This is a genomic window from Roseisolibacter agri, from assembly GCF_030159095.1.
Classification (GTDB): domain Bacteria; phylum Gemmatimonadota; class Gemmatimonadetes; order Gemmatimonadales; family Gemmatimonadaceae; genus Roseisolibacter; species Roseisolibacter agri.
The window spans coordinates 463,061-484,405 of sequence record NZ_BRXS01000007.1 but is presented as its reverse complement, the minus strand read 5'-3'; the positions used below and the strand labels follow the sequence as shown (position 1 = coordinate 484,405).

Sequence of the window (21,345 nt, the reverse complement as noted above, 5' to 3'; positions counted from 1 at the left end):
ACGGGCGCGCCGCGGACGCAGGCCTCTCGCTCCCTCACCTGGCGCCATGCGCGCGGGACTCATGAGAGCACGCACCCTCCTCTCGACGGCGACGCTCCTGGCGAGCGCCGCCTGCATGTCCGTCCCGAAGCCCGAGACGGCGCCCGCGCCGGCCGTGTCCACCGGCGAGGCGCCGGGACTGGCGGTGTGGTCGTCCTCGTCGACGGGGCTGGTCGGCACGACGGCCGCCGGCACCACGTACTTCACGACCGATCGTGACGGCTACGCGGCGGCGTTCGCGGTCACGCGCGACGGGCGCCTGCGCGTCGTCTGGCCCGAGTCGCCGGAGGACCGCGGCGTGGTGCGCGCGGGCAAGACCTACCGCGCCAATGGCTCGTTCGCGCAGTACGGCGCCTGGCTCACCGGCGCGCGCAACGCCGTGCCGTACGTGTTCGTGCTGGTGTCCGACGAGCGGCCGGACCTCTCCCGCTTCGGCTCCGGCTCGAAGTGGAAGTACCAGGTGACCCTTGACAAGCTGGGCCGCGACGCCGAGGACGCGATCCAGAGCGTCGCGTCGATCGTGCTGCCCGGCCCGGACGCCAGCTACGCGGCCGACTACTCGTACATCTCGCCGCGACTGAGCGGCCAGGCGCAGATGCTCGCGCTGTACTGCGGCGTGCGCAACACGGACGCGCGGAACTACGACTACTTCCGCGACCTGTGGGCGACGTTCGACCCGTGGGACAACACGCTCGGCGCCATCTCGTTCGCGTCCGCCTGGAACTTCTGGCCGGGCTCGCTCTTCCCGTTCGGCACGAACCGCGGCTCGCTGGCGTTCTACGCCGACCGCGCGTCGCGCGCGAGCGCGGCGTTCTGGGGCGGCTGCCCGGCGTTCACGCCGTTCCGCAGCCTCGCGTACCGTCAGCAGTTCGCCTACGGCGTCCCGACCGTCGTGCAGCCGTACGCGCTCGCGCAGCCGCCCGTGTCCGCCCAGCCGCTCTCGCCCACCATGCAGGCGCCGGGCACCCCGGCCCCGGTGGACGACGGCTCCGGCAACAAGCCCGGTGACCGGCTGCGCGTGAAGCCGAGCCCGATCTTCGGCGGCCCGGGCATCGAGGCGATCGGTGGCACGGACGCCCGCGCGGAGCGTCAGGCGCGCTTCCGCGACCAGATGGAGACCCGCCGGCAGGAGCGCGGGCTGGGCGAGCGCGCCATGGAGCGCGGCGCCCTCGCGCGCGCCGAGCGGCTGGAGCGGGTGGACGTGGGCCGGCTCGAGACCCGGGTGCAGATGCTCGACCGCGTCGAGCGCGGGCTCGCGCCGAGCGAGCGCGGCGCAGGTCGCGCCGGCACGTACGGCCGCGCCGGCCGCTTCGGCGACGACGGCTTCGGCGGACGCGGAATGGTCGGCGTGCCGAGGGGCGTCGAGCGCGGGCTGAGCGACCGGTCGTCCAGCCCCGGCGTGGTCGGCGCGGCGCGCAGCGACGGCGGTACGGGGAGCGCCCCACAGGCGAATCCGGGTAGCCGCACGGAGGGCGGCGAGTCGCGCGGCGGCACGGTCAGCGAGGCCAAGAGCCGGACGCCGTAGGCGCCAACCGCCTCCGGGGCGGGAGTCGCCCGCCCCCGATCGGCCCCGCGCGGTTGGAACGCCGCGCGGGGCCGCTATATTCCGGAGCCACACCGGCTTGCGCGCGCCGCGCGCGGCCGGCGGCACGCGCGCCGGGCCCGCTCCCCGCGGAGCCGCCCGGCGCGCGGCCGTCTCCTCCTTCCGGCTCCATCCGTTGCAGCTCGACCACATCCGCAACTTCTGCATCGTCGCCCACATCGATCACGGCAAGTCGACGCTCGCCGACCGCCTGATCGAGCACACGGGCATGCTGCAGAAGCGCGAAATGAAGGCCCAGGTGCTCGACACGCTCGACCTCGAGCGTGAGCGCGGCATCACCATCAAGCTGAACGCCGTCCGCATGAGCTACACGGCGGCGGACGGCTCGGCGTACGAGCTGAACCTGATCGACACCCCCGGCCACGTGGACTTCACGTACGAGGTGTCGCGGTCGCTCGCCGCCTGCGAGGGCGCCGTGCTGGTGGTGGACTCCAGCCAGGGCATCCAGGCGCAGACGCTGTCCAACCTGTTCCTGGCGATGGACGCGGGGCTGGAGATCATCCCCATCGTCAACAAGATCGACCTCCCCGGCGCGGAGCCCGACCGCCGCGCACAGGAGGTGGCCGACCTGCTGGGCATCGATCCGGACGAGATCATCCGCGTCAGCGCGAAGGAAGGGATCGGCATCCCGGAGCTGCTGGAGCGCATCGTCGAGAAGGTGCCGGCGCCGACGGGCAACCCCGACGGCCCGCTGCGCGCGCTGATCTACGACTCGTACTACGACAAGTACCGCGGCGCGATCCCGAGCGTGCGCGTCGTGGACGGCGTGCTGAAGCCGAGGATGCAGATCACCTTCGGCACCAACGACGCGGTCTACGAGGTCGCCGAGGTGGGGTACAACCAGCTGCGCCAGGTGAAGGCCGACCAGCTGGGCCCGGGCGAGGTGGGCTACGTGGTGGCGAGCGTGCGCTCCGTGAAGGAGACGCGCGCCGGCGACACGGTGTTCGACGCCACGAACAAGGCGACCGAGGCGCTGCCGGGCTACCAGGAGGTGCGCTCGTTCGTGTTCGCGGGCATCTACCCGACGGACACGCAGCAGTACGAGCTGCTGCGCGACGCGCTGGAGAAGCTGCAGCTGAACGACGCGTCGCTGCAGTACGAGCCGGAGACGTCGACGGCGCTGGGCTTCGGCTTCCGCTGCGGCTTCCTCGGGCTGCTGCACATGGAGATCGTGCAGGAGCGGCTGGAGCGCGAGTACGACCTCGATCTCGTCACGACGGTGCCGAGCGTGGAGTACATCGTGCACCTCACCGACGGCTCGACGACGCAGATCGAGAACCCGTCGCTGATGCCGCCGGCGGGCGTCATCGCGTCGGTGGAGGAGCCGTACGTGAAGGCGCGCATCATGGCCCCGAAGGACTACATCGGGCCGCTGATGACGCTGGGCACGGAGCGGCGCGGGGTCTACAAGAACATGACGTACCTGGACCAGGAGCGCGTCGAGTTCGACTGGGAGTTCCCGCTGGCGGAGATCATCCTCGACTTCTTCGACAAGATGAAGACGGTGTCGCGCGGCTACGCGTCGCTCGACTACGAGATGCTCGGCTACCGCGAGAGCGATCTGGTGCGCCTGGACATGCTGATCAACGGCGACCCGATCGACGCGTTCTCGGTCATCATCCACAAGGACAAGGCCTACGAGTGGGGGCGGAAGATCGCCGACAAGCTCAAGGACCTGATCCCGCGGCAGCTGTTCGAGGTGGCGATCCAGGCTGCGATCGGCCAGAAGGTGATCGCGCGCACGACCGTGAAGCCGCTGCGCAAGGACGTGCTGGCGAAGTGCTACGGCGGCGACATCTCGCGGAAGCGCAAGCTCCTGGAGAAGCAGAAGGAGGGGAAGAAGCGGATGAAGCAGGTGGGCGCGGTGGAGATCCCGCAGGAAGCCTTCCTCGCCGTCCTCCAGGTCGAGTAGTCGGTTCGCGAGCGCGGGACGGGGCTTCGGTTTCCGTCCCGCGCTCTTTTTTGGGGAGGGTCGTACCGTGGCGGGGCGCGACGCGGGCGTGCTCCGGCTCCCAGTGATCGCGGCCGCTGCGGAGCCCCCGATGGCTGCGCATCGGGTCTCCTTGCTGCGATCACGGGTCGCCTGCGCGCGCCCGCGTCGCGCCACGCCCCACGGATCCTCGCCCGCGCGTCGTTCACGCAGCACGCAGCACGCAGCACGCAGCACCCAGCACGCAGCCTCACTATCCGTCGTCCGCAGCCCTTCCTCCGTGTCCGCTCGCGCCACACCGGCTCCGACGCAAGCGTCGCTCGTCGTCCAGACGTCGTTCCTGGGCGACGTCGTGCTGACGACGCCGCTGATCGCGGCGCTGGGGCGGCGCGGGCCGGTGGACGTGGTGGTGCGGCCCGACGCGGCGGCGCTGCTGCGCAGGCATCCGGACGTGCGGCAGGTGATCGTGTACGACAAGCGCGGCAAGGACCGCGGCGTGCGCGGGATGCTGCGCGTCGCGCGGGCGATCCGCGCGCTGCCGGGGCCCGACGGCGTGAGCGAGTGGGGGCCGCGCGATCGGGTGGCGTACATGGCCCAGGGGTCGCCGCGCAGCGCGGCGCTCGCGCTGCTGGGTGGGTGCGCCGAGCGCGTGGGGTTCGACTCGTCGCGGCAGGCGCGCCCGCTGTACACGCGCATCGTCGCGTTCGACCCGTCGCGCCACCACGCGGCGCGCCTCTGGTCGCTGGCGGCCGCCACGGAGGACGCGGGCGTGGAGGTGCCGGCGCCCCGGCTCGCACCCGGCGCCGACGAGGTGACGGCGGTGGACGGGGCGCTCGGCGAGCTGGCGGCGGGCGGGTTCGTGGCCGTGGCGCCGGGCAGCGTGTGGGCGACCAAGCGGTGGCCCGAGTATCCGGCGCTGGCCGCGGCGCTGGCGGCCGATCTCCCGGTCGTCGTGGTGGGTGGCCCTGGGGATCGCGAGCTGGCGGCAGCGATCGTGGCCGCGTGCCCGCCCGGCCGCGCGCTCGACGTCACGGGGCGGCTCTCGCTGCTCGCGTCGACCGAGCTGCTGCGCCGCGCCGCGCTGCTGGTGACCAACGACTCCGCGCCGCAGCACCTCGCGTCGGCGGTGGGGACTCCCACCCTGACTATCTTTGGGCCGACGGTGCCGGAGTTCGGGTTCGGGCCGCTCGCGCCGGGCAGCCGCACGGCCGGCGTGGCGGGCCTCGTCTGCCGGCCGTGCGATCCGCACGGGCCGGCCCGGTGCCCGCTGGGCCACTGGCGGTGCATGCGCGAGCAGGGCGCGGACGCGATCGTCGCGCTGGCCCGCGCGCAGCTCCGCGAGCCGCGCCCCTCGTCCACCTGACCGCCCGCCGTCTCCACGCCGCTCCATCGCACTGCTTCCATCATGACCACGCCTCCCCCTTCCCGCCTCCCGGTCGCCTCGGCGCCGGCGAGCGACGCCCGCCGGTACGTCATCGGCGTGGATCTCGGCGGCACCAACATCGTCGTCGGCGCGATGCCCGAGGACGGGAGCCGCGAGATCGGCGTGCGCTCGCAGCCGACGCGCGCCGAGCAGGGATCGGACGCGGTCGTGGACCGCATCTGCGAGATGATCGAGGCGGTGATCACGGACGCGCGCGCCGAGGAGGGGATGCCGCGCGAGGCGTTCCTTGGGGTCGGCGTGGGCGCGCCGGGGCCGCTCGACCGCGAGCGCGGGATCGTCGTCGTGGCGCCGAACCTCGGCTGGCGCGACCTGCCGCTGCGCGACCTGATCGGCGAGCGCGTGGGCCTCGCCGCGACGCTCGACAACGACGCGAACTGCGCCACGCTCGGCGAGTGGTGGACCGGCGCGGCGAAGGGCGGCCGCAACGTCGTCGGCATCACCATCGGCACGGGCATTGGCGGAGGGCTGATCCTCGACGGGCGCCTGTACCACGGCTCCTCCGACGTCGCCGGCGAGATCGGGCACACGACCATCGACTCCAACGGGCGCCGCTGCAAGTGCGGCAACTACGGCTGCCTGGAGGCGTACACGTCCGGTCCCAACATCGCGCTGCGCGCGCGCGAGGCGCTGGAGAGCGGCGAGCGGTCGATCCTCCCCGAGCTCGTGGGCGGAGAGCTCGCTCGCATCACGGCGGCCACGGTGTACGAGGCGAGCGAGCGCGGCGACGCGCTGGCGCGCGAGGTCGTGCGCGACACAGCCCGCTTCCTGGGCGCGGGGATCGCGAACCTGCTGAACGTCTTCAACCCGGACGTCGTCGTGATCGCGGGCGGCGTGACGCAGGCGGGCGACGCGCTGTTCGAGCCGCTGCGCGCCGAGGTGCGGCGCCGGGCGTTCAAGCCGGCGGTGGAGGCGTGCCGCATCGTGCCCGGGACGCTGCCGGGCACCGCGGGCGTGGTGGGCGCGGTCGCCACCTTCCTGCAACAGCGCGATCGGTGATCGCACCCGCAGCGGACACCGGCGTCGGGCCGACGCCGCGCAAGCGTCGGCTCGGCGTCATCGGGACGTTCGTGTGGGACGTGATCCACGGCCGGGACGTGCGGTCGGCGCCGATCGAGGAGTGGGGCGGCATCACGTACGCGCTGGGCGCGCTGGACGCCGCGCTCCCCGACGACTGGGAGATCGTGCCCGTGATGAAGGTCGGGTTCGACCGCTACCAGCAGGCGCACGGGTTCCTGCGCACGCTGACGCGGCTCGCGCCCGACGCGTCGCTGGTGGAGGTGCCGTACCCGAACAATCGCGTCGAGCTGTTCTACTACAGCAGCGAGCGACGCAGCGAGGTGCTGCACGGCGGCGTGCCGGGGTGGACGTGGCTCGGGCTCGCGCCGCTCATCGGGCAGCTGGACGCGCTGTACGTGAACTTCATCTCGGGGTTCGAGATGGACCTCGAGACGGCGCAGCTGCTGCGGCAGCACTTCAAGGGCGTGATGTACGGCGACCTGCACTCGCTGCTGCTCGCGGTGCAGCCGGGCGGGCTGCGCACGCCGCGCCCGCTGCCGAACGTGGCCGAGTGGTGCCGCTGCTACGACCTGCTGCAGGTGAACGAGGACGAGCTGGCGCTGCTCGCGCCCGACCCCATGGCGCTCGCGGCGACGGCGCTCGCCAACGGCGTGCGGTCGCTGCACGTCACGCTCGGCAAGCGTGGCGCGGCGTACTTCGCGCAGCCGGACTTCGATGGCCTGGCGACGGGCGGCGCGCTCGATCTCGCGGGCGGTCCGGCGCGCGCCGCGGCACGCGCGGACGTCGTGTCGGGCGTCGGCGGCGCGGCGCTCGGCCCGGTGCGCACGGCGCTCGTTCCCGGCGTGGCGGCGCGTGGCGGCGATGGCGACCCGACCGGGTGCGGCGACGTCTGGGGCGCCACCCATTTCTCGCACCTGCTCGCCGGTGCTACCTTGTCCGACGCGCTGGCGGCCGCGAACGCGGCGGCGGCGCGCAACGTCGAGCACCGGGGCGCCTCGGGGCTGGCGGCGTTTCTTCGGGGCCAGCTGTCGCTGCCCTGACCTCTCGACGCTCAGCGCTCCGCGCTCGGCGCTCGGCCCGTTCGCACGGCGATGCGAGCGCCGAGCGCGGAGCGCCGAGCGTACACTGAGTCCCCCGCCCTCCCCCGTGTCCTCCGTCCTCACCGTCCCGCCGTCGCTCGACGAGGCCGCGTTCGAGCAGGTGATCGCGCAGCTGGCGGACATGCCGGCGGACGACCGCCTGCTCGTGGACGCGCGGCACGTGCGCTGGGCGTCGCCCTACGGGCTCACCGCGCTGCTCGCGCTGGCGCAGGCGCGCGAGGTGCGGCCGGCGTTCGCGCCGCCCGAGGCCGACGACACGCTGTCGTACTGGGCGCGCACGGGCTTCTTCCGGCACGCCGAGCAGCTGTACGACTTCGGGCGCCCGGTGCCGCGCGCGCGCACGACGGGCGAGTCGAGCGTTCTGCTCGAGATCACGGCGATCCGCCAGGCCGGCGACGTGCACGACATCGTCGGGCAGATCCAGGAGCGGTCGCAGGCGATCCTGCACGACCAGCTCGGGCTGGACAACCGCGCGACGATCCGCTTCTCGATGGCCCTCTCCGAAGCGTGCCAGAACGTCGTGGAGCACGCGGGACGCGGCGGGTGGGTCGCGGTGCAGACGTACACCTGGAAGAAGCGCCTCGGGCGCCGCGTGGTCGTGATCGCGGTGTGCGACGCGGGCATCGGCTTCCGCAAGTCGCTGGAGAGCAACCACGCGCGGCCGCGCGGCGACCGATGGGACGACGGGATGGCGCTGGAGCAGGCGGTGCTGCGCAACGTGAGCCGGTTCACCGACAAGGGCCGTGGCCAGGGTCTTGCCGGCATCCGGTCGTTCGTGCACAAGTGGTCGGGCAAGTTGAGCGTGCGCAGCGGGACCGCGCGCATCGCGCTGGTGCCGGACTGGGACGACGATCCGGCGCTGCTCGAGTCGCTGCCGACGTTCCCGGGCGCGCAGGTGCAGATCACGATCCCCGCCGCCGCGCCGCAGACGCCCGCGACGCCGGCCCGCGGGAGCGCCGCGGCGAGCCGCCTGGAGCTGCTGTGATCCACCATCACATCGACCTGGGCTCGGTGCTGCGCGGCACCGTGTGCGAGCTTTACTCGAACCTCGTCACGCGCCCGACAGGCGTCGCCGTGCGCACCGAGATCGAGCGCGCGATCGCCGCGGCGGGCGTGCGCACGGTGACGGTCATCGACTTCTCGCAGGTGACGCTGCTCGACTTCAGCTGCGCCGACGAGATCGTGGCGAAGCTGATGCTGCGCTCCGTCGAGGACGCGGCGCGCACGATCGAGGCGGCGGCGCCCGAGGGCTACTTCGTGTTCCGCGGCATCTGCGACCGCCACCTGGACGCGATCGAGGCGGTGCTGGAGCGCCACGGGCTGGCGATCGTCGCGATGCTCGACGGCGTGCCGCAGCTGGTGGGCGAGGTCGATCCGGAGGAGCGCGTGGCCTGGGACCGCCTGCGCGCGCTGGGCGCCTGCGACGAGGCCGCGCTGGCCCGCGTGCTGGCCGGCGACCTGGCCGAGGCGCCCACCGGCGAGGCCGCGACGGCCGCCGCGGCGCGCGCCGCGGAGCTGCTCGAGCGCCTGTGCGCCCGCCGACTGGCGATGCGGGTGGAGGGGGGCTGGGCGGCCGTCGGCGCGCGGCTGGACGTCGCGCCCGAGCCGGGACCCGCCTCCGGGAGGGCGGCGTGAGCCCGCTCTACAAGCGCCCGCAGAGCGCCCGCCCGATGCGCGTGGCGCACTTCCAGGCCACGCGCCTCTCGGACCCGGAGCGCGGCCCGCAGGTGCGCATCAACGCCGACGAGGCGAAGCAGCGCATGCTGGAGGACGGGGAGCTGGTGATCGTCGAGGGGCCCCGCCGGCAGCAGCTGGCGACGCTGCTGATCGACGACACGCTGAAGCGGGGCGACGTCGCGGTCCGTGACGTGGCCGGCGTCGCGCCGTCTGAGATCGTGTACATCCTCAAGCCCGACCTCGACGCCCCTCCCGAGGTCGGCCGCTTCGTCTGACCCGGCGCCCCGCGCCCGCCCCGCCGCCGCATGACCACCCACGCGCCCGACACCATCGCCGCCGCGCTCCCCGCGCCCGGCCTCTCGACGCTCGCCCTCCACGGCGACCGGCCGCACGCCGACGTCCTGGGCGAGGGCCACGTGCCCGTGGTGTCGCCGCTCGTGCAGTCGGTGAACTTCCACCAGCCGCAGGGCACGGGCGATGGGCTGAAGTACACGCGCTACGGCAACACGCCCAACGCCGAGATCGTGCAGCGGCGGCTGGCGCGGCTGGAGCGCGCCGAGGACGCGCTGGTCCTCAGCAGCGGGATGGGCGCGACCGCGTGCGCGCTGCTCGCGCTGCTGCGGCCGGGCGACCACCTGGTGTCGAGCGCCTGGATCTACGGCGGCACGCACAAGCTGTTCACGCAGGAGTTCGCGGCGCTCGGCATCGAGGTGACGTTCGTCGACCCGATGCACTCGCGCGGGTGGCGGCAGGCGCTGCGCCCGTCGACGCGCGCGGTGTTCGTCGAGAGCCCGGTGAACCCGACGACGCGCGTGCTCGACCTGCGGCCGCTGGCCAAGCTGACGCGCGAGATCGGCCTCGCGCTGGTCGTCGACTCGACGTTCGCGAGCCCCGTGAACTTCCGGCCGCTGGAGCACGGCGCCGACGTCGTGATCCACTCGGCGACGAAGTACCTCAACGGGCACCACGACGTCCTCAGCGGCGCGGTGATGGGCGCGGCGCCGTTCATCGAGGAGGTGCGCCAGAAGATGGCGGTCTGGGGCCAGGCGCCCGACCCGTTCGCGTGCTGGCTGCTGGAGCGCGGGCTGAAGACGCTCGACGTGCGCGTGCGCCGGCAGAACGAGAACGCGCTCGCGCTCGCGCAGTGGTGCGAGCAGCATCCCGCGATCGGCCGCGTGCACTACCCCGGCCTCGCGTCGCATCCGGACCACGCGCTCGCCACCGAGATCCTGGACGGCTTCGGCGGCATGATGGCGATCGAGCTGGCGGGCGGCGGCGCGGCGGCCGACCGCTTCGTGCGCGCACTGCGCGTCTTCGCGCACGCGCCGTCGCTGGGCGGCGTCGACTCGCTGCTCAGCGAGCCGCGCTTCTCGTCGCATGCGCACATGACGTCCGAGGCGCGCGCCGCCATCGGCATCCCCGACGGGTTCCTGCGCGTGAGCGTCGGCATCGAGAACGTCGAGGACCTCATCGCCGACGTCGAGCAGGCGCTCGGCGCCTGACGCGCGGCGTGCCGTACCGGAGGTCGCAGTGCTGCGCTACCTGAACGTCGTCAAGGAGTATCCGCGCAGCGGGACCGCGCTGCACGGCGTCTCGTTCCACCTCGCGAAGGGCGAGTTCGCGTTCCTCACGGGCCCCAGCGGCTCGGGCAAGAGCTCCCTGCTGAAGCTCGCGTACCTCGAGGAGCGGCCGACGAAGGGCGAGGTGCGCGTCGCCGGCCAGAGCGCGAGCAGCGCGCGCTCGCGCGACGTGGCCATGCTGCGCCGCAAGCTGGGCGTGGTGTTCCAGGACTTCCGCCTGCTCCCCGACCGCAGCGCCGAGGCGAACGTGGCGTTCGCGCTGGAGGTGACCGGCGCGCCGCAGGGCGCGATCCGCGACCGCGTGGCGCGCGCGCTGGCGCAGGTCGGGCTGGCGGCGAAGGGCACGAGCCTGCCGCACGAGCTGTCGGGCGGCGAGCAGCAGCGCGTCGCGATCGCGCGCGCGCTGGTGAACCGCCCGCTGCTGCTCCTGGCCGACGAGCCCACGGGCAACCTGGACGACCGTGCGGCGCGGGGCGTGTACCAGCTGCTGCGCGAGATCAACGCGGGCGGCACGGCGGTGCTGATGGCGACGCACAACTCGGAGCTGGTGAAGCGCGCGGACCTGCGCGTGCTGGAGCTGCATCGCGGCCGGCTGGTGTTCGACTCCGCCGAGGGCGGCGCGAGCACGCCCGCCGCCGACGCGGTGGCCGCGGCGCTGGACGAGGTGCGGCGCCGCGAGACGCCGCCGCACGGAGGGCTGCCGTGAGCCGCGTGCTGAAGGAGGCGCTGCTGAGCTGGCGGCGCGCGCCGCTGCTCGGCGCGCTCGGCGTCGCGACGATCGCGTTCTCGCTCTTCTCGCTCGGCCTGTTCGGGCTGGTCGCGGTGAACATCCGCCACGCGCTGGCGGAGGTGGAGGCGCGCGTCGAGATCCGCGCCTTCGTGCGCGACAGCGCCGACGACGCGGCGGTGATGGCCGACGCGTCGACGCTGCAGCGGCTGCCGCAGGTCGCGACGGTGACCTACGTCTCGCCGGGCGAGGCGCTGGACCGCGCGCGGCGCGAGCTGGGCGAGTTCCGCGACGTGTTCGACGCCGCGGTGCTGCCGGCGTCGCTGGAGATCCGGCTGCGCGAGGGCCACCGCGATCCGACGAGCGTCGAGACGGTGGCCGCGCAGGTGCGCGCCGCGCCGTCGGTGGAGGAGGTGCGCTACGGCGAGGAGTGGGTGCGCAAGCTCTCGCGCATCCGCTCGGTGGCCGCGGTGACGGGCCTGGCGCTCGGCCTGCTGTTCGGGGGCGCGGCGGCGATCATCGTCAGCGCGACGATCCGCATGTCCGTCCTGGCGCGCGCGAAGGAGATCCAGATCATGCGACTGGTGGGCGCGACCGACTGGTTCGTGCGCCTGCCCTTCCTGCTCGACGGCGCGCTGAAGGGGATGGCGGGCGGCGCGCTGGCGCTGCTGCTGACGTGGGTCGCGCACACGATGGTGAGCCGCTACGTCGTGCAGACGACCTTCCTGCCGCCCATCGCGGCGACCGCCGGCGTGGTCGCGGGCGGGGTGCTCGGGCTGCTCGCGAGCACGCTCTCGGTGGGCCGGCAGCTGCGCCGCGTGAGCGGCGACCGGCGCCGCTGGCAGTGATGCGCGGCGGGGCCCGCGCGGCGTGGACGGCCGCGCTCCCGGCGCTGCTGCTGGCGGCGCCGGCGATCGCGCAGCAGCCGCCCAGCGCGGCGGCGCGCGTGCGCGCTCAGCGCGAGGAGCTGGAGCGGGTGCGGCAGGAGCGCAGCGCGCTGGAGGCGCGCATGAAGACGCTGCAGTCCACCGCGCACGACCTGCGCGAGGAGGTCGCGAACCTCGACCGCCAGGCGGACGCGACGTCGCGGCTGGTGGCGGCGCTCGACCGGCAGCTGCTGACGATCGACGACGAGGTGCAGGACGCGACGACGCGGCTGGAGCGCGCCGAGCGCGAGCTGTCGACGAAGCAGATCGGCCTGCGGCGGCGCCTGGTGGAGATCTACAAGCGCGGCCCGCTCTGGGAGGCGGAGGCGTACCTCTCGGCCGCGTCGTTCGGCGACCTGGTGGCGCGCTACAAGTACCTCCACGAGCTGGCGCGCCGCGACCGCTCGCTGGTGCGGCGCGTCGAGGAGCTGCGCAACACGGTCGCGGGCCAGCGCGCGCTGCTCGTGCAGCTGCAGGGCGAGCTGGCGCGCAACCGCGCCGACAAGTCGGCGGAGGAGCAGCGCATGCGCGCGCTGGAGTCGGCGGGCGCGCGCAACCTGCGGCAGGTGCAGGAGCAGGCCGATCGCACGCGGCAGCGCCTGGCGCAGATCGCGCGCGACGAGCAGCGCATCGCGGGGCTGATCTCGAGCCTCGAGAGCGCGCGCCGCCGCGCCGAGACGCGGCCGAACGCGCGGCCCGCGGCGCCCAGCACGCTGAAGACGAGCGACCTCGGGCGGCTGGACTGGCCGGTGAACGGCACCCTGCTCTACCGCTTCGGCCGCGTGCGCAACGCGAACAACACGACGACGCGGTGGAACGGCGTCGGCATCGGCGCGCCGGAGGGCACGGCCGTGAAGTCCGTGGCATCGGGCGAGGTGATGGTCGCGGAGCCGATCGGCACCTACGGGCTGACGGTGATCGTGCAGCACGGCGGCGGCGACTACTCGGTGTACGGCTCGCTCGGGCGCGCGGACGTGCGGAAGGGCCAGACGGTGACGAAGGGCCAGACGGTCGGCACGGTGGGCGCCGCCGACCCGGAGATGCCCGCGCACCTGCACTTCGAGGTGCGGCCGCAGGGGCGGGCGGTGGATCCGCTGGAGTGGCTGCAGCGGCGCCGCTGACGCCGGCGCCGCGGGCCATCGTGGCCCTTATCTTTCGAGCATGACCCTCCCCTCCCTCCTCGGCGCCCACGTCTCCTCCGCCGGCGGCACCCCGCAGGCCCCGCCGCGGGCGCACGCGATCGCCGCCACGGCGCTGCAGCTGTTCACCAAGCAGGCGAACCGCTGGGCGGAGCGCGACTGCGCGGACGACGAGTGCGGCGCGTTCGGCACCGCGCTGTCGGCGACCGACGTGCGCACGACGGTCTCGCACGACAGCTACCTGATCAACCTCGCGTCGCCCGACCCGACGCTGCGCGCGCGCTCGATCGAGAGCTTCGCGGCCGAGCTGCGGCGCTGCGGATCGCTCGGGATCGACCTGCTGGTGTCGCACCCCGGCAACTACATGGACGAGCGCGAGGCGGGGCTGGCGCGCAACGCCGACGCGATCGCCGAGGCGCTGGAGATGGTGCCCTGCCGCACGATCCTGTGCCTGGAGACGACGGCAGGCGCGGGCACGGTGCTGGGCGCGAGCTTCGAGGAGCTGGCGGCGATCATCGACCGGCTGCCGGCGCACCTGCAGCCGCGCGTCGGCGTGTGCCTCGACACCTGCCACGTCTACTCGGCCGGCTACGACCTCGCGAACGACTACGACGGCGTGTGGGCGCGCTTCGAGGACACGCTCGGCATGGACCGGCTGAAGGTGCTGCACCTGAACGACTCGAAGACGCCATTCGGGTCGCGGAAGGACCGCCACGAGCTGATCGCGGAGGGGTCGATCGGGGAGGGGGCGTTCCGTCGCCTCATGACCGACGCGCGGCTGGCGCACGTGCCGAAGATCCTCGAGACACCGAAGGGTGACGACGCCACGGTCACGGACTCGCGCATGATCGCGCTGCTCAGGTCCTACGAAGCGGCGGGCTGACTTCGCGCGAACGGGCCGGCTCCTCGTGGGGCCGGCCCGCTCGCGTTTCTGGATCGTCGCGCCGGCTCGCGACGTCGCGAACGGGCCTCGGCTCCCAGCGATCTCGCACTGCGGAGCCTCGAATGCTGCGCTTCGAGTCTCCTTGGCGATCTCGCAGGTCGCCTGCGCCCACCCGCGACGGCGCCGTCGATCAGGAAGGCGCGAGATGCCGAGTGTCGTAACGCTCGACGCTCAACGCTCGCCGCTCGACGCTCTGACGGCCCGCGCGCTCAGAGTCGCGACGCGGGCCGGAAGGTCGCGACGCTCAGAACTGGACGCGATAGACCAGCGCCAGGTTCCGTCCCGGGCTCCGCGCGAAGCTCTTGATGCGGCTCGACGCGTCGAAGTACGACTCGTCCAGCAGGTTGTCGGCGCGCAGCGTGATCGAGTGCAGCGCGGCGCCCTGCAGCAGCGTGTAGCCGAGGCTCGCGTTCACCAGCGTGTAGCCGGCGGTCTGGAGGTCGACGCACGGCACGCCGACCGAGCCGGGCTCCGTCTCCGTCGCGCCGTCGCCCGCGCGGCCGCAGGCGACCTGCGACGTGCGGTCCTGCGCGAACGCGTGGCGCGTCTCCGCGCTGGCGGTGAAGCGGCCGGCCTCGTAGCGCGCGATCGCGCCCAGGCGCGCCGGCGGGAGGTACGGCAGCGCGCCGCCCGCGCGGAACTCGCCGCGCACGACGTCGCCCATCGCGCCCAGCACCACGCGCGGCGCGACGACCACCTCGACGCGGCCCTCGGCGCCGAACAGGTGCGCGTCGCGCTGCGTGAACTCGTTGAGCGGCACCGCGCCGGGCGTGCCGGCCGTCGCGGGCTCGCCGGTCTCCTCGTCCACCACGCCCACGATCGACGGCGTGATGTAGTCGTCGATCGCGTTGTAGTAGCCCGAGACCGACGCGTCCACGCGGCCGCGCTGCGCGCGCAGCACGGCGTCGACGCCCATGTTGGTCTCCGCGCGCAGGTCGCTGCGGCCGACGTCGAACGTCCCGACCGCGGCGTGGAAGGCGTTTGAGAACAGCTCCTCGACGGTCGGCGCGCGGAACGCCCGCGCCGCGCTCACGCCGAGCGAGACGCGCGGCGCCAGCGGCACGCTGACGCCCACCGAGCCGGAGCCGCTCGTGAAGGTGCGCGTCGTGCCCGGCCCGAACTTCTCGACGTCGTCGCGCGACCGGATGCGGAACGCGTCCAGCCGCGCGCCGACCTGCAGCCGCACGCCCTCCTCGTCGTGGTCGTCGGCGCCGTGCTCGCCCGCGCCCGTCAGCGGCAGCTCCTGATACAGGAACAGCCCACCGCTCGTCGTCGTCGCCGCAGGCGTCAGCGCCTCCTCGCCGCGCGCCTCGTACTGCCGGAAGAGTCCCTGCAGCCCGATCGACCCGTCCAGCCGGCCGATGCGGGTCTTCGACGTCAGGTTCGCGGTCTGGGTGCGCAGGTCGAAGGTCGTCGCGACGGCGCCGTCCTCCTCGACCTCGTCGTGCGTGTACCACTGCGCCGAGCCCTCGGCCCGCACGTAGCGGATCGCGCCGGCGCCGAAGGTGTGGTCGGCCTTGCCGCGCAGCTCGTGGCGCCGGCCCTCGATGCGGGCGCGCTCGCCGCCCGGCACCGTCGGCAGGCCGTAGTCGAAGCCGTTGGTGCCGAGCGACAGCCCGCCGCGCCACGCGTCGCTGACGTGCGCGAGGCTCACGAGCCCGTTGTGCCCACGGTTGTCGCTGTTCTCCAGCCGCGCGCGGCCGCCCTGGTACATGTCGTCCGCGCGGCGGACGCCGCCGCGCGCGACCAGCGCCAGCGAGCCGCCGAGCGGCAGCGTCACGCCGCCCGCTACGCCGCCGCCCGGCGTGGCCGATTCGGCCTGCCCGGCCAGGTAGCCGTCGCGGTGCGTGGGCAGCTCGGTGGGGATGTCGTTCGTGATGACGTTGACCACGCCGCCGAGCGCGCTCGTGCCGTAGAGCAGCGACGCCGGGCCGCGCACGACCTCGATGCGGCTGGCGGTCAGCGGGTCGATCGAGAGGCCGTGATCGGACGACGACGAGGAGAGGTCGCCGGCGCGGCCGCCGTCCTGGAGGACGAGGATGCGCTCGCCCGAGAGGCCGCGGATCACCGGCGTGCTGGCCGCCGGGCCGTTGAAGCGGGCCGAGAGCCCGGGCTCGTTGCTCAGCGTCTGCGCCACGCTGGCGCCCAGGTTCCGGCCGAGCTCCTTGCCCGAGAGGTCGACGGTGCTCTGCGTGATCCGGAGCGGGTCGGCGCCCAGCGGGGTCGCGGTGACGACGACGTTGGCGAGGCGAAGCGCCGTCCGGCGCATCACGATGCTCACCTGGATGTCGGGCCCCTCGGTCGCCGGGATGACGGCGTCGGCGTCGGCGCGGGCGTAGCCGAGGAGGATCGCGTCCAGGTGGTAGCGCCCGGGGCCGAGGCCCCGGAAGGCGAAGCGGCCCTGGGCGTCGGTGGTGACGACGCGGTTGACGCCCGAGACGACGACCTGGACGTCCGCGATGGGGGCGCCGGCGGTGTCGCGGACGACGCCCACGATGCCGGGTGGTGCCACCGCGGCGGCGCGGCTCGCGGGCGGAGCGGCCGGCGCGGGCGGGTTGCCGTCCGGCGACTGGGCCGCGGCCGGCGCGGCCAGCAGCGTGGTGCCGGCGGCCGCGAGGGCGAGCGCGCCGAGGGAGCGGCGCGGGGAAGTTCGGTGCATTGCGGGAGGCGTGCGGAGTCGGCGGGCAGCCGCCCCGGTCGGCGCCGGATGCGCCATGGGCGGGCCCACGGGTGTTCACGGCCGTCGCTCACGCGGAGCGGCGGCGGGACTCAGCAGCCTGGAGGTGCCCTGGCGGCGGGAAGGACGCGCGGCGCGAGCGCGAGCGCGTGGTCCGGGGCCCGGGCGGCGGGGACGCGCGCCGGCGCGGGCTCGAACGGGAGGCCGGACGACGCCGGCTCGGCCGCCACCGACAGGTAGGCGCAGAGGGCGCACTCCGTCGCGTGGACGGGTGGGCAGCCCTCGTGCTGGCGGTCCTCGATGTGGACCACCACCGGCCGCCCCCCACCCGCGAGCGCCAGCATGCCGTCGGCCACCGCGGCGGCCGCCGGCGATGCCGACTGGACCAGCGCGAGGACGACCGCGAGGACGCGGAGGAGGAAGGGGAAGCGGCGCGGCATCTCGGACACGAAGCTAGTCGGCGTGCAGGTCTCGTGCGGGAGTGACGTGGCGGTCGCGAGCGGGTGTGCTCCTGATCACGCGGGAGCACGCGCTATCTTGCGCGCCATGAAACGCGATGACGCCCTCGAGTACCACGCCCGCGGCCGCCCCGGCAAGATCGCCGTCGTCCCGACCAAGCCTCTTACGAACCAGCGCGACCTGGCGCTGGCGTATTCGCCGGGCGTGGCCGAGCCGTGCCTCGAGATCCAGAAGAACCCCGAGGACGCCTACCGCTACACCGCCAAGGGCAACCTGGTCGCGGTGGTGACCAACGGGACCGCCGTGCTCGGCCTCGGCAACATCGGGGCGCTGGCCGGCAAGCCCGTGATGGAGGGCAAGGGCAACCTGTTCAAGCAGTTCGCGGATCTGGACTGCTTCGACCTCGAGATCGGCTCCGAGAGCCCGGACGACGTCATCCGCTTCTGCCAGCTGCTGGAGCCGACGGTCGGCGGGATCAACCTCGAGGACATCCGCGCCCCCGACTGCTTCTACATCGAGGAGACGCTGCGGAAGACGATGAAGATCCCCGTCTTCCACGACGACCAGCACGGCACGGCGATCATCTCCGGCGCCGCGCTGCTGAACGGCCTCGAGCTGGTCGGCAAGGCGATCGACGAGATCCGGGTCGTCTTCTCGGGCGCGGGCGCGGCCGCGATCTCGACGGCCGAGCACTACGTGCGGCTCGGCGTGCGCCGCGAGCACATCACGATGTGCGACCGGCAGGGGGTGATCTACGAGGGGCGGGTCGAGGACATGGACCCGTACAAGGCGCGCTTCGCGCGCCCCACCGAGCTGCGCACCATCGAGCAGGCGCTGGAGGACGCGGACGTCTTCGTCGGGCTGTCGGTCGCCGGCGCGGTGCAGAAGGAGTGGATCGCGCGCATGGCGAAGCGGCCGATCATCTTCGCGCTCGCCAACCCGGTGCCCGAGATCCTGCCGGACGCGGTGCGCGAGGTGCGCGACGACGCGATCATCGCCACCGGGCGCTCCGACTACCCGAACCAGGTCAACAACGTCCTCGGCTTCCCGTTCATCTTCCGCGGCGCGCTCGACGCCCGCGCGACGACGGTGAACGAGGAGATGAAGATGGCCGCCACGCGCGCGCTGGCGCTGCTGGCGCGCGAGGACGTGCCCGAGAGCGTGGCGAAGCTCTACGGCCTGAAGAAGGTGACCTTCGGGCCCGAGTACCTGATCCCCTTCCCGTTCGACCCGCGCGTGCTGCTCTGGGTGGCGCCGGCGGTCGCGTGGGCGGCGGTGGCCAGCGGCGTGGCGCAGGAGTTCGTCGACATCGACCATTACCGCACGCAGCTGGAGGCGCGGCTGGGACGCGCGCGCGGCATCATGCGCGGCATCATCACGCGCGCCACGAGCGACCCGAAGCGGATCGTCTTCCCGGAGGGCGAGGACCCGAAGATCATCCGCGCCGCGCAGATCTGCGTCGACGAGGGGATCGCCTACCCGGTGCTGCTCGGCCGCCCCGAGACGATCGAGCGGGTGGCGCGCGAGTACTCGATCCCGCTGGAGGAGATCGAGGTCGTGGACCCGGCGACGGCCCGACGGCGCGACGACTACGTGCGCTACCTGTGGGAGCGGCGGCAGCGGAAGGGGCTCTCGCTGGGCGAGGCGCAGCAGCGGCTCGCGAACCCGAACTACTTCGGCTGCTGCATGGTCGCGCTGGGCGACGCCGACGCGATGCTCTCGGGCGTGAACGCGACGTATCCCGAGACGATCCGGCCGGCGCTGGAGACGATCGGCGCGCATCCGAAGGCCGGCATCCTGAGCGGGATGTACATGCTGGTGTTCGAGAAGCGCGTCGTGTTCTGCGGCGACACCACGGTCACGATCGACCCGACGGCGGAGCAGCTGGCGCAGATCGCCTACGCGGCGTCACGGATCGTGCAGAACTTCGGCGAGACGCCGCGGGTCGCGATGCTGTCGTTCTCGAACTTCGGGTCGGTGCGGCACCCGGACGCCGCCAAGGTGGCGCGGGCGGTGGAGCTGCTGCGCGAGCGCGACCCGCACCTCGTGGTGGACGGCGAGATGCAGGCCGACACGGCGTTCGACGAGGCGATCCAGCGCGAGCGCTACCCCTTCAGCCGGCTGAAGGAGGAGGCCAACGTGCTGATCTTCCCGAACTTGAGCGCCGGGAACATCGCCTACAAGTTGTTGAATCACCTCGGCGGAGCGACGGCCATCGGCCCGATCCTCGTCGGGATGCGGCGCCCGGTGCACGTGCTCGAGCAGGGCGCCGACGTGCAGGAGATCGTCAACATGGCGGCCGTCGCCGTGATGGACGCGCAGGCGCGGGGGCGGTCGGCCGACGACGCCCGCGTGCCCGGCGTGCCGCGCGGCCGCGAGGCCGGCATCCTCTAACCCTCTCACCGCACCCATGGCCACCACCACCGCGCCGCTGTCGCCCACCCCCACGGCCCACGACACGCGCTCGCTCGCCGCGCTCGGGATCACCCCTGCGGGCGACGTCCACTGGAACCAGGGCGCCCCCGATCTCGTGGAGGCCGCGGTGCGCCGCGGCGAGGGCCGGCTGGCCGACATGGGCCCGTTCGTGGCCGTCACGTCGCCGCACACGGGGCGCTCCCCCAACGACAAGTTCGTGGTGCGCGAGGGCTCCAGCGAGGCGGACGTCGACTGGGGGAAGGTCAACCAGCCGATCTCCGAGGCGCACTTCGACGCGCTCCTCGCCGACGTGCAGCAGTACCTGAGCGGGCTGCCCGAGCTGTTCGTGCAGGACCTGTTCTGCGGCGCCGACCCGGCGCACCAGCTCAAGGTGCGCTACGTGCTGCCCAACGCGTGGCACGCGAGCTTCGTGCGGAACATGTTCATCCGCCCGACGCCCGAGCAGCTGGCCGGCTTCGAGGCGAACTTCACGGTGCTGCACGCGCCGGAGTTCCAGGCGGATCCCGCGAGGCACGGCACGCGCACGGGCACGTTCATCGTCGTGCACATCGGCCGCCGCCAGATCCTCATCGGCGGGACGCGCTACGCCGGTGAGCTGAAGAAGTCGATGTTCACGATCATGAACTACCTGATGCCGAAGCAGGGCGTGCTCTCCATGCACTGCTCGGCGAACATCGGCGCGGACGGCGACACGGCGCTCTTCTTCGGCCTCTCGGGCACGGGCAAGACGACGCTGTCGGCGGACCCGGAGCGCAGCCTGATCGGCGACGACGAGCATGGCTGGAGCGACGACGGCGTCTTCAACTACGAGGGCGGCTGCTACGCGAAGGTGATCAACCTCTCGCCCGAGGGGGAGCCGGACATCTACCAGACGACGCAGATGTTCGGCACGGTGCTCGAGAACGTGGTGCTCGACGAGAGCCGCCGCGTGAAGTTCGAGGACCAGTCGATCACCGAGAACACGCGCGCCAGCTACCCGCTGCACTACATCCGCAACCACGTCCCGAGCGGGCGCGGCGGACACCCGAAGAACGTGGTGTTCCTGACGGCGGACGCGTTCGGCGTGCTGCCGCCGATCGCGAAGCTCACGCCCGAGCAGGCGATGTACTACTTCCTCTCGGGCTACACGGCGAAGGTCGCGGGCACCGAGCGTGGCGTGACGGAGCCGCAGGCGACGTTCAGCGCCTGCTTCGGCGCGGTGTTCCTGGTCTGGCACCCGACCAAGTACGCGGAGATGCTCGGCCGCAAGCTGCAGGAGCACGGCTCGCACGTGTGGCTGGTGAACACGGGGTGGAGCGGCGGTGCGTACGGCGTCGGCAAGCGCATGAAGCTGGGCTACACGCGCGCGATGGTGCGCGCGGCGCTCGGCGGCGCGCTGGACGGCGTGGAGACGCGCACGGACCCGGTGTTCGGGCTCGCGGTGCCGACGGCGGTCCCCGGCGTGCCGGCGGAGGTGCTCGACGCGCGCGGCACGTGGAGCGACGCGGCGGCCTACGACGCGCAGGCGCGCAAGCTGGCCGAGATGTTCCGCACGAACATCGAGAAGTTCGGGGCGCAGGTGAGCGCCGAGATCAAGAGCGCGGGGCCGAAGGGCTGACGCTCTTCAGGTCTCGTGGTGCGTCGCGGGCCGGGTCCTTCGTGGGGGCCG

At 73.4% G+C, this 21,345-nt stretch carries 17 protein-coding genes; 15 read left to right on the top strand and 2 right to left on the bottom strand.

Annotated features, from left to right (window positions below):
* Nucleotides 1-61 precede the first annotated feature (61 nt).
* From rosag_RS23130 to rosag_RS23070, 13 genes are all read left to right on the top strand, one after another.
* Nucleotides 62-1,564: a hypothetical protein gene (locus rosag_RS23130; RefSeq protein ID WP_284352552.1), complete on the top strand. Its 1,503-nt coding sequence runs from the start codon at nucleotides 62-64 to the stop codon at nucleotides 1,562-1,564.
* A gap of 193 nt (nucleotides 1,565-1,757) precedes the next feature.
* Nucleotides 1,758-3,554, top strand: coding sequence for a translation elongation factor 4 (gene lepA, locus rosag_RS23125; RefSeq protein ID WP_284352551.1), 1,797 nt, complete (start codon nucleotides 1,758-1,760; stop codon nucleotides 3,552-3,554).
* Between the two features lie 298 nt (nucleotides 3,555-3,852).
* Entirely contained in the window at nucleotides 3,853-4,935 is a 1,083-nt protein-coding gene (locus tag rosag_RS23120) for a glycosyltransferase family 9 protein (protein ID WP_284352550.1), read from the top strand.
* Nucleotides 4,936-4,977: 42 nt separating this feature from the next.
* Nucleotides 4,978-6,012: an ROK family protein gene (locus tag rosag_RS23115; RefSeq protein ID WP_284352549.1), complete on the top strand. Its 1,035-nt coding sequence runs from the start codon at nucleotides 4,978-4,980 to the stop codon at nucleotides 6,010-6,012.
* Nucleotides 6,009-7,073 (top strand): hypothetical protein, encoded by a 1,065-nt coding sequence (locus rosag_RS23110; RefSeq protein WP_284352548.1) that lies wholly within the window; start codon nucleotides 6,009-6,011, stop codon nucleotides 7,071-7,073. The genes rosag_RS23115 and rosag_RS23110 overlap by 4 nt, the downstream gene beginning before the upstream one ends.
* Nucleotides 7,074-7,179: 106 nt before the next feature.
* A complete protein-coding gene (locus rosag_RS23105) occupies nucleotides 7,180-8,118 on the top strand; it encodes an ATP-binding protein (RefSeq protein WP_284352547.1) in 939 nt (312 codons plus the stop codon).
* Entirely contained in the window at nucleotides 8,115-8,768 is a 654-nt protein-coding gene (locus rosag_RS23100) for a hypothetical protein (RefSeq protein ID WP_284352546.1), read from the top strand. Before rosag_RS23105 ends, rosag_RS23100 begins: the two co-directional genes overlap by 4 nt.
* Entirely contained in the window at nucleotides 8,765-9,085 is a 321-nt protein-coding gene (locus rosag_RS23095) for a molybdopterin dinucleotide binding domain-containing protein (RefSeq protein WP_284352545.1), read from the top strand. The genes rosag_RS23100 and rosag_RS23095 overlap by 4 nt, the downstream gene beginning before the upstream one ends.
* Nucleotides 9,086-9,115: 30 nt before the next feature.
* Nucleotides 9,116-10,312, top strand: a complete 1,197-nt coding sequence (locus rosag_RS23090; protein ID WP_284352544.1) for a trans-sulfuration enzyme family protein — start codon at nucleotides 9,116-9,118, stop codon at nucleotides 10,310-10,312.
* Between the two features lie 28 nt (nucleotides 10,313-10,340).
* Entirely contained in the window at nucleotides 10,341-11,096 is a 756-nt protein-coding gene (gene ftsE, locus rosag_RS23085; RefSeq protein WP_284352543.1) for a cell division ATP-binding protein FtsE, read from the top strand.
* The gene (locus rosag_RS23080) at nucleotides 11,093-11,965 is read left to right on the top strand and encodes a cell division protein FtsX (RefSeq protein ID WP_284352542.1); all 873 of its coding nucleotides are present in this window, start codon (nucleotides 11,093-11,095) and stop codon (nucleotides 11,963-11,965) included. The genes ftsE and rosag_RS23080 overlap by 4 nt, the downstream gene beginning before the upstream one ends.
* Entirely contained in the window at nucleotides 11,965-13,164 is a 1,200-nt protein-coding gene (locus rosag_RS23075; RefSeq protein ID WP_284352541.1) for a murein hydrolase activator EnvC family protein, read from the top strand. Before rosag_RS23080 ends, rosag_RS23075 begins: the two co-directional genes overlap by 1 nt.
* Nucleotides 13,165-13,204: 40 nt before the next feature.
* Nucleotides 13,205-14,065 carry a deoxyribonuclease IV gene (locus rosag_RS23070; RefSeq protein WP_284352540.1) on the top strand — a complete coding sequence of 287 codons (861 nt, stop codon included), beginning with the start codon at nucleotides 13,205-13,207 and terminating at the stop codon, nucleotides 14,063-14,065.
* A 304-nt stretch (nucleotides 14,066-14,369) separates the two neighbouring features.
* Here the strand turns inward: rosag_RS23070 and rosag_RS23065 are convergent, their stop codons facing one another.
* Together rosag_RS23065 and rosag_RS23060 are read right to left on the bottom strand one after the other, a co-directional pair.
* A complete protein-coding gene (locus rosag_RS23065) occupies nucleotides 14,370-16,784 on the bottom strand; it encodes a TonB-dependent receptor (protein WP_284352539.1) in 2,415 nt (804 codons plus the stop codon).
* Between the two features lie 110 nt (nucleotides 16,785-16,894).
* Complete coding sequence (locus rosag_RS23060; protein ID WP_284352538.1) at nucleotides 16,895-17,251, bottom strand: hypothetical protein; 357 nt, start codon at nucleotides 17,249-17,251, stop codon at nucleotides 16,895-16,897.
* Between the two features lie 97 nt (nucleotides 17,252-17,348).
* Between rosag_RS23060 and rosag_RS23055 the strand changes: the two genes are divergently transcribed.
* Nucleotides 17,349-19,655: an NADP-dependent malic enzyme gene (locus rosag_RS23055; RefSeq protein WP_284352537.1), complete on the top strand. Its 2,307-nt coding sequence runs from the start codon at nucleotides 17,349-17,351 to the stop codon at nucleotides 19,653-19,655.
* Nucleotides 19,656-19,671: 16 nt separating this feature from the next.
* On the top strand, nucleotides 19,672-21,294 hold the full coding sequence (gene pckA, locus rosag_RS23050; RefSeq protein ID WP_284352536.1) for a phosphoenolpyruvate carboxykinase (ATP): 1,623 nt from the start codon (nucleotides 19,672-19,674) through the stop codon (nucleotides 21,292-21,294).
* Nucleotides 21,295-21,345 lie beyond the last annotated feature (51 nt).

Excerpts from the sequence above, each read along its gene's own strand:
- rosag_RS23130 (WP_284352552.1), top strand. The coding sequence starts at position 62 with ATGAGAGCACGCACCCTCCTCTCGACGGCGACGCTCCTGGCGAGCGCC.
- rosag_RS23115 (WP_284352549.1), top strand. The coding sequence starts at position 4,978 with ATGACCACGCCTCCCCCTTCCCGCCTCCCGGTCGCCTCGGCGCCGGCG.
- rosag_RS23090 (WP_284352544.1), top strand. The coding sequence starts at position 9,116 with ATGACCACCCACGCGCCCGACACCATCGCCGCCGCGCTCCCCGCGCCC.
- rosag_RS23075 (WP_284352541.1), top strand. The coding sequence starts at position 11,965 with ATGCGCGGCGGGGCCCGCGCGGCGTGGACGGCCGCGCTCCCGGCGCTG.
- rosag_RS23070 (WP_284352540.1), top strand. The coding sequence starts at position 13,205 with ATGACCCTCCCCTCCCTCCTCGGCGCCCACGTCTCCTCCGCCGGCGGC.
- rosag_RS23065 (WP_284352539.1), bottom strand. The coding sequence starts at position 16,784 with ATGCACCGAACTTCCCCGCGCCGCTCCCTCGGCGCGCTCGCCCTCGCG.
- rosag_RS23055 (WP_284352537.1), top strand. The coding sequence starts at position 17,349 with ATGAAACGCGATGACGCCCTCGAGTACCACGCCCGCGGCCGCCCCGGC.
- pckA (WP_284352536.1), top strand. The coding sequence starts at position 19,672 with ATGGCCACCACCACCGCGCCGCTGTCGCCCACCCCCACGGCCCACGAC.